Origin of the sequence: Shewanella sp. MEBiC00475, assembly GCF_005234075.1 — a bacterium.
Classification (GTDB): Bacteria; Pseudomonadota; Gammaproteobacteria; order Enterobacterales; family Shewanellaceae; genus Shewanella; species Shewanella polaris.
The window spans coordinates 1,525,105-1,540,088 of record NZ_CP039928.1 but is presented as its reverse complement, the minus strand read 5'-3'; the positions used below and the strand labels follow the sequence as shown (position 1 = coordinate 1,540,088).

Below are 14,984 nucleotides of genomic sequence, written 5' to 3'. Positions count from 1 at the left end.
GTAACCTAGCTTTATGAGCGATAAGTCTCACTAGATTATTCGAACCGCAAAGTAAGCCATTAGCATTGATGTTGATACAATTTGTACTTATTGTTTTCTGCTAGTGTATTTACTTTACCAAAATGAGTGGCAATGGTATCGGAATATCGGAGGTGACGATTGGCTACAATTAGCCATAATCCTTTTGATGTTAGATGAGTCGCACTTTGTTGGACAAATAGTGTCGCAATATCTGTGGTACTTATTAAGCCATCATGAAATGGTGGGTTGGAAATAATGCCATCAAATTTACCGCTAATTTGATTAAATCCATCTGATGGATAGACTTTTGCGTGCATATTGTTGGCTGCAAGGGTTAATTCGCAAGATATTAATGCCATTGCATTAATATCAATACATTCCATGTTTAAGGTAGGATTTACTTTTAGCAATGCGGCCGTAATGACCCCCGCACCACAGCCAAAGTCGAGCACTCTGCCGTGTAAGTTATCTGGCAAATGGGACAGCAATAATTCGGTACCTTGATCGAGACGTTTCTCGCTAAAAACACCGACCATATTACATATTTGCAGTGTTCCCTGTGGGGTATCGAGTGCATATTGGCTTACCCAATCATTGATTAATAGCGCAGGTGCTGCTTGGGTTAAATAACAGACATAAACTAGGCAGTGGCGGGCATTATCTTGCTTGATTGGTGGCGAATAATAATGAGGTGTGAGTTTATCAATTGATTTAACTCCACCTTTATTTTCACCCACAATGATCAATTGGCCGTCGATACGTAAATGTTGTGCCGCAAGTTGTAGTAAATAACCCATTAACGGTTTAGCTTTCGGAAAGTAAATAATGACACTATCAAATTTTTTCTCTGCTAATGACTCAGGCAACTGATGACCAAAATAGCATTGTAATTTGTCATTTTCATAGGGTGACAATGTGAGGTGGTGATTAAAATCTAACGCAAGTGCAGTGACATTATCTGCAAACTCAAGACATTGATGCGCAAAAGTATCAGCTTCGTAATTGAGCACTAATACATTATGTTGAGCAAAGTAATTGTTGTTTCTGATTAAGGCTTGAGAAGGATTTGTTAACACGTAAGTTGCCCATAATGCTAATGATAAGATAAATTCGGCAATACTCAATTAATCCCCACTTTAATAGCGGGTGGGGATTAGGTTAGTCAGCCATTAAGGTGTTTGTACCGATTGCGGTAATAAGCTAAACATTTTGATTGCGATATCAATATTGTCCTGATGGCCGCTGAACAATCTTGCTCCAGGGCCCGCAGCAAATACCTGCACATCCATAGCGGTATGGCCTCCACTTGTCCATCCGGTATTAGATTCAATATCAATTAATTTACGTAATGCGACAGTCAATGGCTCATTTCCCTGCATGCGTGCCGTTTGCAATTGGCTATATTGTGTTTCGCTTGGTGTAAAACCCAAGAGTGAAGCAGTTAAAGGCTGCCAATTGTCTTCAGCAATCGCCTGTGAAGCAATCACATCTGGACTCGCTTTGACCTTATGCAAAACTTCTGGATGCCATTCATACTTCCCATGTGCACCAACAGATAAGCCACCGGTATTATGATCAGCTGTCACAACCATTAAAGTATCTTTACGTTGGCGAACAAATTGCTCAACGACTTCAATAGCGGATGCAAACTCATCCATTTCACCCATCGCGGTCGCAATGTCGTTACTGTGGCCAGCCCAATCAATTAAGCTGCCTTCTACCAATAACACAAAACCTTGTTTATTTTGTGACAGTAAATCCAATGCCTTTTGGGTCATATGACTAAGTTTATGTGCTTCTTGGTCGTTAATGACCCAAGGTAGCTGTACATCAGCAAAAAGCCCCAATACTTTTGGCGTAGTAACTGATTCTAGCTCAGAGAATTCGCTGATGTTTTGGTAACCTTTAGCACTGAACTGTTCAAGCAATGTGGGAGTGAAATATTGCTGACCACCACCAAGAATGACATCGGCATCGGTTGTTAAATAAGCCTCGGCAATATCAATATAATTACGACGACTTTCATTATGAGCCAAAAATGCAGCAGGTGTAGCATGGTTAACTTGTGAGGTAACCGCGACGCCAGTAGATAAACCTAATGATTTTGCTTTTTCCATTAAGGTGGTTAATGGGCGTTTTTCGGTATCAACGGCAATGGCACCGTTATAACTTTTAACCCCAGTAGACAATGCTGTTGCAGATGCGGCTGAGTCCGTTACATAACCACTGACTGGCGCAGGGTAAGTGCTTGCCATACCCACGAGTAAGCGATCAAATACCGTTTGTTCAATCTCTTCTGTTTCAGGATTATCTTTATAGTAACGATAAGCAGTGGTATATGCTGGTCCCATACCATCACCAATCATGATGATAATATTTGTTGGTCTAGACGGGCCGGTTGTTGGCACATTATTACTTGTTGTGTCAGTCACAACAGGAGACATAACCACTTCATCAGCCATTACACCCGTTACGATCAAGCTAGATACCAACAATAGCCTACTGATTAGACGTTGGTAGGTAGATAAAAAATGCATGATTAATCCTATTTTTGCTGACTAATACGAGCTTCTATGGCATCCATAAGCATGCCGGTAATATTAACGTCGAACGCAGCTTCAATTTCTTTAATGCAGGTTGGGCTAGTCACATTGATTTCAGTTAACTTATCGCCAATGACGTCTAAGCCGACAAAAATAAGGCCACGTTTTTTCAATTCTGGACCAATAGCACGAGCAATTTTCCAATCACTTTCCGATAATGGTTGGGCAACACCACTTCCGCCAGCCGCTAAATTACCACGGGTTTCACCTTTCATCGGGATACGCGCTAATGCGTAAGGTACTGGCTCACCGTCAACCACTAAAATGCGCTTATCACCTTGAGTGATTTCAGGAATAAAAGCTTGTGCCATTGCGTATTGTTGACCATAACTGGTTAATGTTTCAATAATCACGCCAAGGTTAGGATCATCTTTTTTTACTCTAAAAATAGACGTGCCACCCATGCCATCTAATGGTTTTAAAATAATGTCTTGCTTGAGCTGGTGGAATGCTCTGATACGCTTAGCATCACGGGTCACAATGGTTTCAGGCGTAAACTCAGAAAACCATGCTGTAAACAGTTTTTCATTGGCATCACGTAAGCTTTGCGGCTTGTTAACAATCAAAACACCTTGTTCTTCCGCACGTTCAAGCATATAAGTCGCGTAGATAAATTCGGTATCAAATGGTGGATCTTTACGCATTAATATCACATCAAGTTCGGCCAAAGGGGTATCAACGGACTCGCCTAAGGTAAACCATTGGTTAGCGTCTTGTTTAACCGTTAGTTCACGCATAGTGGCCATGGCTTTGCCGTTGACCATCGCAAGGTCATGCATTTCCATATAAAATAATTGGTAGCCGCGTGCTTGTGCGTCCAATAACATCGCAAAGCTCGAATCTTTTTTGATGTTAATGTCGCTAATCGGGTCCATAACAATACCGAGCTTAATCATGTGTGTATCCTTTAATAATGTGCAGGGAAGATATCGGTTTACCCAATATCGCCAAATTTAACTTGTAATGCGGTAATGGCAGTCAATGACGCTGTTTCAGTTCTAAGCACCCTTGGCCCTAATAAAATGTCGGTAAAATGCTGGGTTTCTGTCATGGTAATTTCTTCGTCAGACAAACCGCCTTCAGGACCAATTAATAATCTTACTTTGTGGTGTTGACCGGATAACTGTAAACCATTAATACCGTGTGAGGCTCTCGGGTGCAAATTCAGTTTTAAGGCTTCGGTGGATTCTTCACACCATTGTGCCAATGTCATCGCAGGACGAACTACTGGAACAATACTGCGGCCAGATTGTTCACAGGCACTGATAACCATTTTTTTCCATTGTTGCAGCTTTTTGTCTAAGCGCTCACCACTCAGTTTTACACCACAACGATCAGAAAATAACGGTGTAATAGTGGTTACGCCAAGCTCTACGGACTTTTGAACCGTAAACTCCATCCGGTCTCCGCGTGAGATCACCTGACCTAAATGCAGATCTAATGGTGATTCGCTATTGTTCGCTTCACAACTTAAGACAGTGACTGCGATCGATTTCTTACTGGTTTCAATGATTTCAGCTAAGTAATCGTTGCCGTCACCGTTAAACAAGCTGATTTGATCACCCATTCCCATTCGCAACACTCGGCCAATGTGGGCTACACCATCCTCATCTAATTGAAGAGTTTGCCCTTGCTGTAAATTGTTTAGGGGCTGAAAAATACGTGGAACTCTCATCAGTGTTGACCTTATTTAACCCATTCTTCAAGGGGAGTTTGATTGCCAATTAACGAACTGAGCCGTTATTTTGGCATTGTTTGAATACAAAATCATTATGATTACCTTGGTTCGCGGCGATTAAGGTATCACGTTGACATTCTATGGTGGTAACAGGCTGCATTTTGTTCCATGCATTAAACAATTTTTGTTGGCTATTACTAATTTTTAAACCATAGGTTTGTTGCATATAAAGGTAAGTGCGAGCGATAGGCCCCTTTGCTCGTTCGGGTGGCTGAGCTTTGCGGCCCTTAAAGTCGACAATCATTTCACATTGCCCGTATTGTTCTGTTTTACCGCCCCAATCACTAAAACGGTAGTTGCTGCGGTCACCATTCACTTCACCTATAGCAGGAACAAGGTTATGTAAATCGGACGCCATTATCTTAAACTTCTTGTTGTTTTTATTGCAACTTTTCCGGCCGCCGTCTTGCCAACATTGTAGTTGATGACCTAACTCCCAGGCGGGAACAACATGTTCCCATTCGATTCGGTTGGCTCTAATGATTTGTTTTCTCACTTTATAACCACAATTAGTATGGTCCGCTTGCCATAATTTTCCAGCTATGGCGATATCGCAGCCACAATAAAAGGTACGGAGGGGCAAGTGTTGTTGGTAAATCTTTTTGGCCACTTTTTTGGCTTTACCAAAACTACTTGGATGTTCTGCTGCTATAAGAGTGGATGAAAAAATGCCGCAAAGAAGCGACACCCCAAATAACCATGAGTGTGTGGATGATAAGCGCAAAATAAACCCTAAAATTAATAAAAACATCATTACTGCGCAGGCTTAGCCTGTCATTTTTGCTGATGTTAAGCCATCAGATGCAATGACGCAATTAATTGAGAATGTTAAGGGTTAAAAGGGGTTAGTGTCTGTTTGCAGCGGCGACAGCGATACTGAGTTTGGCCTCGGACAATTCTGTTGTGGCGTCTTATGCTTAGCGGCACGCTGCCACAACCGCAAAAATATTCAAATTGTTGGCCACTGACAGACTGAGTATTGAGTTGGTGAGTGGTTTTTGGTGCAATATTAAATGTAGTTAGCATAACGCTTTGCCACTCTTTACCATGAGGCTTTACTTTACCAAATAGATGAAAACAGACTAAATGACTAATTTCATGTGGCACTACTTCAGTAATGAAAATATCTGGATTTTCAGCCAGTAACACCGGGTTGAAACGTAATTTATTGGTTTGTAAATGCGCTGTACCTGCGCTTTTTCCACGTAAGCTGAAATGCACACTAGGACGAGGAAACTGACGCTTGAAATGTTGTTCGGCTAATTGGTAGTCAGTTTCGACTTTGGCCAAGATCTGCTGTTGTAGCGGATCGCTAATGGTAGTATTCACCGGTTGGTGGGGTCGCGCTGATAACGAAGACTCCTTTGTGTGGGTATCTGGTGTTAGCACTTGGTGCGCGCGCTGCGTGAGATTGAAAATACTTTTAAACATGTTGGACTGCTTTACTTGCTTGAATGACTAATGAAAGATTCAGACAAGTAAAGTATCGACCTCTTAATTTAAGTTTGCAGACATTACAGTGTGCTCGCAGCTGCAGCTATCATGGCACGAATTTGTTCAACAATGTCTGACTCTACTTGTGAGTCGTAACCTTTAATTCGTGGAGTATGAATGTGTCCTACCGGTAATTTCAAGTTAAATTGATCTCGAAGTAAAATACTGCGATAGGAAATTTCATTGGATAAATAGCCGCCACCAGAGCCTTCTACAGAAATTTCATTTTGCAATTCTGCCAGTGATGATGCCTTAAACTGCCCCCGAGATAAGGTGCTAATTTGATTATTGTCATTGACACTCCAATGACCTTTTACTGCTGTCATAGCCTCTACGGGTAGTGAAAACTTCACAAATTCAGGGCCATTTAATTTACCATCAGTAGAGGCGCCATTATTAAATAATGGCGCTTTAGGATTTGTGTGACTGGCACCGGTTAATATATTTAAATTGTCTGGGGCTTCTGCACTGCGGTTACGTCCAGGAAAACGTTCAATGTCGAAATTTTCACGCCCCATACTAATGGTAAATACCATGTCGACACTGTTATCACGATAAAAAGGCGTGAGTAATGATTCAATAATGCCATTATCGAAATCGCTGAATCGAACTGGTATCATTACCGTTTCAATTTGTGCTTTTTTACCGTCAACCTCAAATTGATAACCATCAAGTGCTAACGCTGCTAAACCTGATGGATTACTTTGACCAATGTTTCTGTCAAGGAAAAAGGGGTCAAAACCGGTCACTAAAATATTAATTTGTGTATCGGGAGAAAACTCAATATCACTAAAACCGCGAGAAGACTTCTCAACTGCGTTAACCAAAATATCACGTTGCCAATTAGCAAGATTAAATCCAGCTTTATCTTGTTTCAGGACATTACGCATGCTTAAACGGCTCCAGTACAAGGAGCGATCGTCACTGTGTCCCGATTGGATATCGCGCACCGCTTGCTGCCATAATCTGTGTCCTTGATGCGCTGCCATTTCAGTAACGGTCAATTCATCAGTGGCTTGTGCCAACTTGACCTCTACAGTATCGCTGATAGCTTGATAACGATTAACCACTTCAGGCATGGTTTGCTCAGCCTTGGTTACCCGCATTTCTTCAACATTCTTTTGCAGCAGGCTTGCATTAACAGCACCGGATAAGGTGAGTAATGCCAGTGAACTTAAGGCTAGAACAGAACAATGTTTTTTCATGACGATTCCTTAAGGATCCTAGATATCTATCTTTGGGTTGCGTTTAATGACTTTACAGCCTATAAATTGGGCTAATGGCTAGTCTAAGTTATATTTATAACACAGTTATTTAGGTGGTTTAAGAATACATTTAATTCTTGAACATCAGTAAGCTTTTTTGAGCGCCGATTTAAGCCGATATTTGGCGAATCGTTAAATGTTGCAGATATGTCAATTTAATTCCTTTTTTTTATATACTATTGCCACTTTTAGAGCATACTAAGTTCATATAATAAGATGTAGCTGAGATAAAATGCACTGAAGTTAGTCATCGATACGGTTAATCTGGGGAGAGAAACCGATATTAAGATGATATAAAAGTAAGGTATGTTTATACTTTTTTAAATGAAATACCTTTGATAAGTAACAACATACTATATGCAATGGGTTAGCGATGAGATAGGCTAATAAATGAGCTTAACCCAGTTTGTATTTAAGTAACATTATCCGGTTATATCTATATAGATAAGATGCACAGACTAACCTTTTGTTAGCACTTTTGTGTTCACTGTATAGAAAGGATATCAACATGGAACCATTACTAATGGCAGGTTTTCAGTGTAATGAACTGAATGTAGTGCTTGCTAGATTACATTTTCAACTTCATTACATTGATAAATATGATAAAAATAAAATCCCTTCCAATTGTGCCTTATGCCTAATCGACCTTCGTAAAGACAATGTCATAAATGAAATCAACTACCTAGTTAAAGAGCTGGACCCGAGGATACATATTATTGTACTGATTAACAAAGCTCAGCTTGATAACTCTGAAATTACAACATTTATTGCTCAATTTGCTTGGGATTTTTGTACAAGCCCAATAGATCCCGAAAGATTAGAGAAGTGTTTGGGCCATGGGCTTGGTTTGTCTAAATTAAAGCAACAATATCAAACTCCGCAACCTGAACTACCTTGTAATGACCCGGAACACCCAATAACTCAATCAGAAGCGATGCAGCAACTATATAGGCAAATTGAGCGCGTGGCACCGACAGATATTCCTGTGCTTATTCGAGGTGAATCTGGCACTGGAAAAGAATTAGTGGCGACCCAATTACACCAATCATCTTCCAGAAAAGATGGACCTTTTATCACCGTTAACTGTGGTGCCATGGCGGCAGGCTTAATTCAGTCGGACTTGTTTGGTCATGAGAAAGGTGCTTTTACAGGCGCAACAAGTAACAGAAAAGGCAAAATTGCATTGGCTGATGGTGGAACACTCTTTTTAGATGAAATTGGCGATTTACCCGCCGAGTTACAAGTCAATTTATTGCGTTTTTTACAGGAAGGTTTGTTCGATTCAGTGGGCGGCTGCATAACGCAATCGGCTAACGTGCGTATTTTATCGGCTACTCATGTTGATTTAGAAAATGCTATTGATCAGGGCCGTTTTAGGTTAGACCTCTATTATCGTTTAAATGGCATAACCATTAATACCCCAAGGTTAAAAGAAAGGCGTGATGATATAATCGGTTTAGCCAATCAATTTATTCGGGTGTATTCGAATGAATATGGACTAGTGGCTAAACCATTATCGCAATCTGCATGCCATGCATTATTAAATTATCCATGGCCAGGTAATGTCCGCGAGTTAATTAATCGGGTTCGTCGAGCGGTGGTATTGTGCGACACGCAACAGATCACTGCGCAAAATCTAGAGTTAGCTAATATCGACAAGAAACGTCACATTGCATTATCACTTAAAACCTTAAAGGACAATGCTGAGAAACAAGCATTGCAACAGGCTATTCTTATTGCCGACGGGCAAGTTGAATTGGCAGCAAGTTATTTAGATATTTCTCGAGCAACCTTTTATAGACTCATGGATAAGCATCACATACAGCTAATTTAATCTTGCTAATAGGTAACCCAATGCAAGTTTATTCTTTTATCTACAATGCGTAACGATTGTAGATAAATGTGCTTGAGATGTAAAACCGCAATATTGATATTAAAATTAGTTATTCCCACTTTTATTTATCTATTCTATCCATTTTATCTCTTGATCTGAGTTGAAAAGCTTCAAAAAATATATTGCTGGCACATTCAGTCTCATTATTAAGATTTAGCTTTTATTTTAAATTAATCGCTATTTCAACAACCTAGCAATTTTTATTCTTAATTTTGAGAATACCCTCCCACTAAAAAATATCTATCTAATTGAAAAGCATAACCTTTATATGTTGGCATAAGTGTTGCTATATCCTTATATCGAGTATGGAAGGAACATCTTATGGATATCATTAGCAGATCATATAGCAGCCTATTGCAATTGTCATTGAAACGAGGAATACAACTTAGTGTGTTAGTACTGGTTGCTCATTCTTACGCTGATGATTCTACTGTCATTGGTTCACATGTGATGCAAGGAGCAGGTCGAGCAAGTATCAACCAAGCTGCTGGCGATTTTAATATTCAGTCTAACAGTCATGCATTAGGCCAACGCACATCGATCAAAACGATTGATTATAGTCAATTAACTCAACCAAGATTATTACCAGAATCCACTAAGCAACTTACTGCAGTAATAGACTGTCAAGCATTTGCTCAGTTTCAAGGCTTAGCAAGTATTAATCAAGTCAGCGGTGAGCAAAACATACAAGCTAACATAGGCAGTATTGCCATGGACTCGACCCTAGAAACCATTATGGGGCAGGGGTTAAATGATGAAGCACTAACTCAAGTGTCAGGCCAAATGACACCGGCATCCTATCAATCATCATACTATCAGGCCGACATCGCTCCAGACAGTTTTTTGGATGCGCAGGGCGTGATGCAAGTTAATCAAATTTCTGGTGACAATAATGTTGCCATTAACCAGTTCTCGTTGCAGTTACCAAGCGGGAATTAATAATCATCGATCGGAGGAATGGAAGATGAAAAAACTAACTCTAGTGCTAAGTATTGCAGCAATAATGAGTGGTTCTGCATATGCAAATGGACCAGGAAATGGACATGGCAATGGAATGAACGATTCTGACAGCAGTGTTGAGCTAAATAAAAAAGTAGATGTGTCTAAAGAGCTTCAATACAAAGGAAAGGTCACCATTGAAGGTACTATTACAGCAAATGGCTTAGGCATGGCTGTTATAGAAAATGTACAAGAATCAAGCAGTAACTATGGTGAGAATTTTTATCATGATAATGACGCCAAAATCACTGGCGATGCATTTAGAAACTCAAGCGGTAATATTGGTGTAAACCAGGCCGCTGGTGATTTCAATGCTCAAAGTAACTCAGCTGCGTTAGCCTCTATTGATGCCGACTTTGCTTTTGGTTCTGGTGATGCTGAAATTTTCAGTACTCAAATGGGCGGAGGCAATGAAGTGTGGAATGATGCCTCAACCAATACGTCTACTATTAATGGTGCTTCATTCATGAATGCCACAGGTAATATTGGCGTCAACGTAGCTGCAGGTAACAATAATATTCAAGCCAATAATATGGCTGCATCCACTTATAATGGACGTTTAGGTGAAGCCAGTGTATCAAATGTTCAAAAAACTGCTTATAACGGCACGATGAATATGGCTGCCATGCATGAAACAATGGGAGAAGCTAATATAGAACTTTCTTTCACTGCTGATGGAACCTCGAGCGGAACGTCAACTCTAGCTGAGAATTATTATCCAGAAGTAATCTCCGGTAATGGAGCTCATGGTAATGGCCAAGTAATAGGTCATATTGATTTTGATGCTGAGAATCCAAGTAGCCCCGGTATGATGACTTTTGAAGAGATTGGTACTGTTGAGTTGAGCGGAACAGTGAGCGGTGTATTGCCATACGTTATCCTTGAAGTGCAAAAAACCAACAATTCCTCATTGTTAGCAGGAACAGCTTTCCAAAATGCATCGGGTAACATTAGTGTTAACTTGGCAAGTGGTACCGGTAACTTACAGTCAAATAATTTAGCGTTAACTAGCATTACCGCTGCTTCGACACTTGTAAGTGCTGAATAGTGTTATTCAGCTTTTTATGAATAAGGCAGGGGGCTAGCCCCCTGATTCATCTTATGCGCAACATTACTCAATTGATTATCTGTGTATTGATCATTTTCAGTTTAATTCACTACAATTATGCTGCCGAGATCCCGTTAACGGGGGTTGTGCCTGGTATGGGAACCTATTCTAAATCTATTCAGAGTATACGTGAAAGAAAATTTGAACATGTTATAGAGCAAAAAACAGATTTTTCATGTGGTGCCGCCAGTTTGGCTAGTTTGTTGAAATATGCCTATGACCGTCAAGATATTGATGAGCAGAAAGTGCTAATTGGTATGTTAGAGCATGCTGATTTGACTATGGTTAAGGAACAAGGCTTTTCATTGCTTAATATGAAACGGTATCTGCAATCTCAAGGATTAAGGGGACGGGGATATAAAGTCGGTGAAGCTGAAATGTCATTGCTCAAAATCCCTGCAATTGTATTGCTCAATGATGGTGGTTATAGCCATTTTGTTGTTTTTCGTCGCCAGAATGATGGAGACGTCTATTTAGGTGACCCTGCGTTAGGAAATCGGATTATGACAGTGGATGAGTTTACCGAAAAGTGGAATGGGGTGGTATTTGTGGTTATTGGGCAAGAATATCAACGCGATAATCCTTTATTGCACCCAAGAGCAAAATTAACGTTTCAAGCACTCGACCCACTCTCACCGATGACAGATGCTGAGTTACTCGAATTTGGTTTTTCTTATTCAGATATGCTTTAAGGAGGAAGGTATGAAACCAAGCATGATGCTATTAATGGCTATATCAGCTCCAGTGATGGCGAGTTCTCCTTCATTGACGATATTTCAACACAGTCAAGTATTGACTGATTTTGAACTTGATTCAATGAAAGGTAAATACATCAATAATGGTCAAGATTATTATTTTGGATTACAAATGCAAACGCAGTTTATTCAAGATAATGGCGTCCAGCAACAGGTTGGCATGCAAATCGAATTTGTTCAAGTCGATAATCAACCCTCGGTAAATATTACTATTAGCGATCCAAATGTTGTTGCTAGTCAAAATAGTTTTCAGTTAGATACCTTGGGACAAACTGCTGGGTTACAACAACGAATTCAAATTGCTGGCAATGAAAACTTAGCCATAAATGAATTAGACATGGCCCAAGGTCGATTAGCACCATTATTGAATGGAATCAATGTTGCCGTCGGGACAACGCTTGTGAGCAATAATGGCAATACTATTTTTTCGGCTAACAGTAACACCGTTGGCTATCAGGTCGAACTGGCTTCAGGCAGGGCAAATCAAGGTATTAGCTATCAAAATGGTAATGGACAGTTAGTTCAAAGCATTTTTATTGATGGACTCAGTCATGGCGTGATAAACCAGTCAACACTAAGGTATGACGGTATGCCTGTTGGACCAATTGAGTCAAATATACTTGGTAGGCAAATCAGTGATTTAACCGCACTCGGATTTTAATTCATTCTGTACAAGGCAAGGATGTATATATGAATAAGAAATGGACCTCTGCAGTTGCAGTGATACTGCCTGGAATATTGGCAGTACCTGTATATGCTGCAGATATTGATCCTCAACCAGCCTTACAATCAACCTTATCGGAACAAGATATTGCAGCACTTAAACAAAAACTGATTCAGTTGAATAAACAAATTAAATTGCAGCAACAAACGATTAATCAGATGGCTCAACAGGTGCTTAAGCAAGAGGCATTAAACAGACAAGCCAGCAACAAAGATGTCGCCTTAACAACCCAACAGCCAGCATCAACCCCCTCATCTGCACCCGCACTACCAACAGAGCGACCAAGTGCTCAATCAAGCCAGCAATCAGTAATTGCCAGCCAGACTACAAAGCGAAAAAAAGCGCCAGACAGAGCAAGAAGTACTGATGATGTATTACAAGAATCACATAATGTTTTTTCTCGAAAATTTACTGTAGAACCTTCATTTACCTATAGTTACTACAGCCGTAAAGATCTCATACTGAGAGGTTTTTTAGCGCTTGATGCCATTTTTTTGGGTAACTTAAACTTAGATCGTATTCGCACGAATACTACACAATTGGATCTCACCACCCGTTATACGTTAAATGATAACTGGCAGTTCGAGCTCGGGTTACCGTATCTGTATCGATGGACTCAATATGACTCGGTGGGTGAAGGGAATTCTAGTCAACGATATGAAACCGCCAAAATTAGTGGTGGTCAAATTGGCGATGTCAGTGGTGCTGTTTATTATCGAATTAATGCGGAATCAGTAGATTGGCCCGATTGGGTATGGAATGTCAGAGTTCGTGCCCCAACTGGAAAGGATCCGTTTGGGATCCCGCTCGAAACATCTGAAACCGGTAATTTGACCTATCCGACCGAAATGGCAACAGGGTCAGGTGTTTGGGGGGTATCGACAGGGTTTAGCTTAGCAAAAACGTTTGATCCCGCAATTGTATTTTTCAATCTGAATTATGGCGTTAGCTTCAAAGAGTCATTTGATGATTTATCTGGTGCAACAGGGTTAAGCCCTGGTGAAATTGATTTAGGTGATTATCTGGATTACAGCGTGGGATTGGCTTTCGCGGTGTCTGAGCGAATGAGTTTGAGTATGAGCTTTAATCAGCGATTTTACAGTAAAACCAAACAAAGGCCAGAAGGTGGGGAGTGGGAGAAAATCCCTCGTACAGACACTAATACCGCAAGTTTAGGTATTGGAGCTACGTTAGCTTTATCGCCTAATCTGTCTATGGTGACATCAATGGGTGCTGGACTAACAGAAGACTCCCCTGACTACCAAATCAGTTTGCGGTTTCCTTATCGATTTTAGTGCGGATCAGATAGTTTAGCGTTATAAGTTTCTAAATCGAGATAACCTCAAAAGGCTTATTATATGGCCATTTGAGGTTATTTATCGCGTTAATCGCTCTGATATTAAATACTAAATAATATTCACAATAACAAAGAGGCGGTGGCGATATTTTTACAAGTCGTTTAGCCTTAACTCATCATCGAATGTAGTGATTCTTGGCTGGTATATCGCTTGGTAAAGAAGTCTAAAAAAGCACTAATATTACTGGCTAGCTGACGGCGGCTTGAATAAACCCCATACACTTTAAAGGGTTCCATTGGCCATTCTTGTAAAATGGGTACTAAGCTTCCGGTTGCAAGTTCTTGTTTGCAACTTGTGTTAGACAGCATGGCGATACCATAATCATCCAATGCTAAGCGCTTCACCATACTGGCACTATTGACTCGCACTTTTCGTTTAAAGGTTGCCATGATTCTACGGTTGCCTTTCCCTAATGGCCAAATAGGGGCCGATAAAGTCGTACCGAGTAAAATACCTTTGTGCTGGGTTAATTCTTGTGGTGTTGCAGGACTACTGAATTTTTTAATATAACCTGGGCTGGCAACCAAAATAGGTTGGCGTTCAAATAATAATCGAGCCACAAGATCGGAAGACTGCAGCGGACCATACTTAATGGCAATATCGTAACCTTCACCAACAAGACCTACATCACTGTCTGTAAATTGAATATCCAGTTCTATGTTGGGATAAAGTCGCATAAAACTAGAGCATAGATGGCCAATAACATCTTGCGAAAATGACACTGGAATAGCAATGCGTAATGAGCCTGAAATATCATTATGGGTATTTTCTATCGTGGCTTTGGCCGCCTCAATTTCATGACTAATTGAATCACAGTGCTGAAAAAATAATGCGCCCACTTGAGTAAGACTTAAATTTCGGGTATCTCGTTGGAGTAATCGCACCCCGAGTTGTTCTTCTAATTGAGCAACTTTACGGCTAATTGTTGATTTAGGTTGTCCGATCTCTCGTGCTGCTTGAGAGAATCCTCTAGCTCTAACAACGGCTGCAAACAGCATCATACCGTTCAAATCGGGCATTCAAAC

General features: G+C 40.4%; 14 protein-coding genes. 6 read left to right on the top strand and 8 right to left on the bottom strand.

Going from position 1 to position 14,984, the window contains the following annotated elements; translation table 11 throughout:
* Positions 1–59: 59 nt before the first annotated feature.
* From FCN25_RS06755 to FCN25_RS06725, 7 genes are all read right to left on the bottom strand, one after another.
* Complete coding sequence (locus FCN25_RS06755; RefSeq protein ID WP_137227349.1) at positions 60–1,097, bottom strand: class I SAM-dependent methyltransferase; 1,038 nt, start codon at positions 1,095–1,097, stop codon at positions 60–62.
* Between the two features lie 93 nt (positions 1,098–1,190).
* Entirely contained in the window at positions 1,191–2,558 is a 1,368-nt protein-coding gene (locus FCN25_RS06750; RefSeq protein ID WP_137223167.1) for an alkaline phosphatase, read from the bottom strand.
* A gap of 8 nt (positions 2,559–2,566) precedes the next feature.
* Positions 2,567–3,520 carry a glutathione synthase gene (gshB, locus tag FCN25_RS06745; protein WP_137223165.1) on the bottom strand — a complete coding sequence of 318 codons (954 nt, stop codon included), beginning with the start codon at positions 3,518–3,520 and terminating at the stop codon, positions 2,567–2,569.
* 38 nt (positions 3,521–3,558) lie between these two features.
* Positions 3,559–4,299 carry a 16S rRNA (uracil(1498)-N(3))-methyltransferase gene (gene rsmE / locus FCN25_RS06740; RefSeq protein WP_137223163.1) on the bottom strand — a complete coding sequence of 247 codons (741 nt, stop codon included), beginning with the start codon at positions 4,297–4,299 and terminating at the stop codon, positions 3,559–3,561.
* Positions 4,300–4,348: 49 nt separating this feature from the next.
* On the bottom strand, positions 4,349–5,113 hold the full coding sequence (locus FCN25_RS06735) for an endonuclease (protein WP_137227348.1): 765 nt from the start codon (positions 5,111–5,113) through the stop codon (positions 4,349–4,351).
* Between the two features lie 77 nt (positions 5,114–5,190).
* Positions 5,191–5,793 (bottom strand): SprT family zinc-dependent metalloprotease, encoded by a 603-nt coding sequence (locus FCN25_RS06730; protein ID WP_137223161.1) that lies wholly within the window; start codon positions 5,791–5,793, stop codon positions 5,191–5,193.
* An 83-nt stretch (positions 5,794–5,876) separates the two neighbouring features.
* Positions 5,877–7,061 (bottom strand): hypothetical protein, encoded by a 1,185-nt coding sequence (locus FCN25_RS06725; protein WP_137223159.1) that lies wholly within the window; start codon positions 7,059–7,061, stop codon positions 5,877–5,879.
* A gap of 568 nt (positions 7,062–7,629) precedes the next feature.
* On the opposite strand from FCN25_RS06725, the gene FCN25_RS06720 reads away from it, so the two are divergent.
* From FCN25_RS06720 to FCN25_RS06695, 6 genes are all read left to right on the top strand, one after another.
* The gene (locus tag FCN25_RS06720) at positions 7,630–8,955 is read left to right on the top strand and encodes a sigma-54 dependent transcriptional regulator (RefSeq protein ID WP_137223157.1); all 1,326 of its coding nucleotides are present in this window, start codon (positions 7,630–7,632) and stop codon (positions 8,953–8,955) included.
* A gap of 381 nt (positions 8,956–9,336) precedes the next feature.
* On the top strand, positions 9,337–9,954 hold the full coding sequence (locus tag FCN25_RS06715; RefSeq protein WP_137223155.1) for a hypothetical protein: 618 nt from the start codon (positions 9,337–9,339) through the stop codon (positions 9,952–9,954).
* Between the two features lie 25 nt (positions 9,955–9,979).
* Positions 9,980–11,062 carry a hypothetical protein gene (locus FCN25_RS06710; protein ID WP_137223153.1) on the top strand — a complete coding sequence of 361 codons (1,083 nt, stop codon included), beginning with the start codon at positions 9,980–9,982 and terminating at the stop codon, positions 11,060–11,062.
* A gap of 53 nt (positions 11,063–11,115) precedes the next feature.
* The gene (locus FCN25_RS06705) at positions 11,116–11,814 is read left to right on the top strand and encodes a C39 family peptidase (RefSeq protein ID WP_137223151.1); all 699 of its coding nucleotides are present in this window, start codon (positions 11,116–11,118) and stop codon (positions 11,812–11,814) included.
* A gap of 10 nt (positions 11,815–11,824) precedes the next feature.
* Positions 11,825–12,538 (top strand): hypothetical protein, encoded by a 714-nt coding sequence (locus tag FCN25_RS06700; RefSeq protein WP_137223149.1) that lies wholly within the window; start codon positions 11,825–11,827, stop codon positions 12,536–12,538.
* A gap of 29 nt (positions 12,539–12,567) precedes the next feature.
* On the top strand, positions 12,568–13,896 hold the full coding sequence (locus FCN25_RS06695; RefSeq protein WP_175405835.1) for a transporter: 1,329 nt from the start codon (positions 12,568–12,570) through the stop codon (positions 13,894–13,896).
* A 170-nt stretch (positions 13,897–14,066) separates the two neighbouring features.
* On the opposite strand, the gene FCN25_RS06690 is transcribed toward FCN25_RS06695, so the two are convergent.
* Complete coding sequence (locus tag FCN25_RS06690) at positions 14,067–14,978, bottom strand: LysR family transcriptional regulator (RefSeq protein WP_137223147.1); 912 nt, start codon at positions 14,976–14,978, stop codon at positions 14,067–14,069.
* Positions 14,979–14,984: the final 6 nt, after the last annotated feature.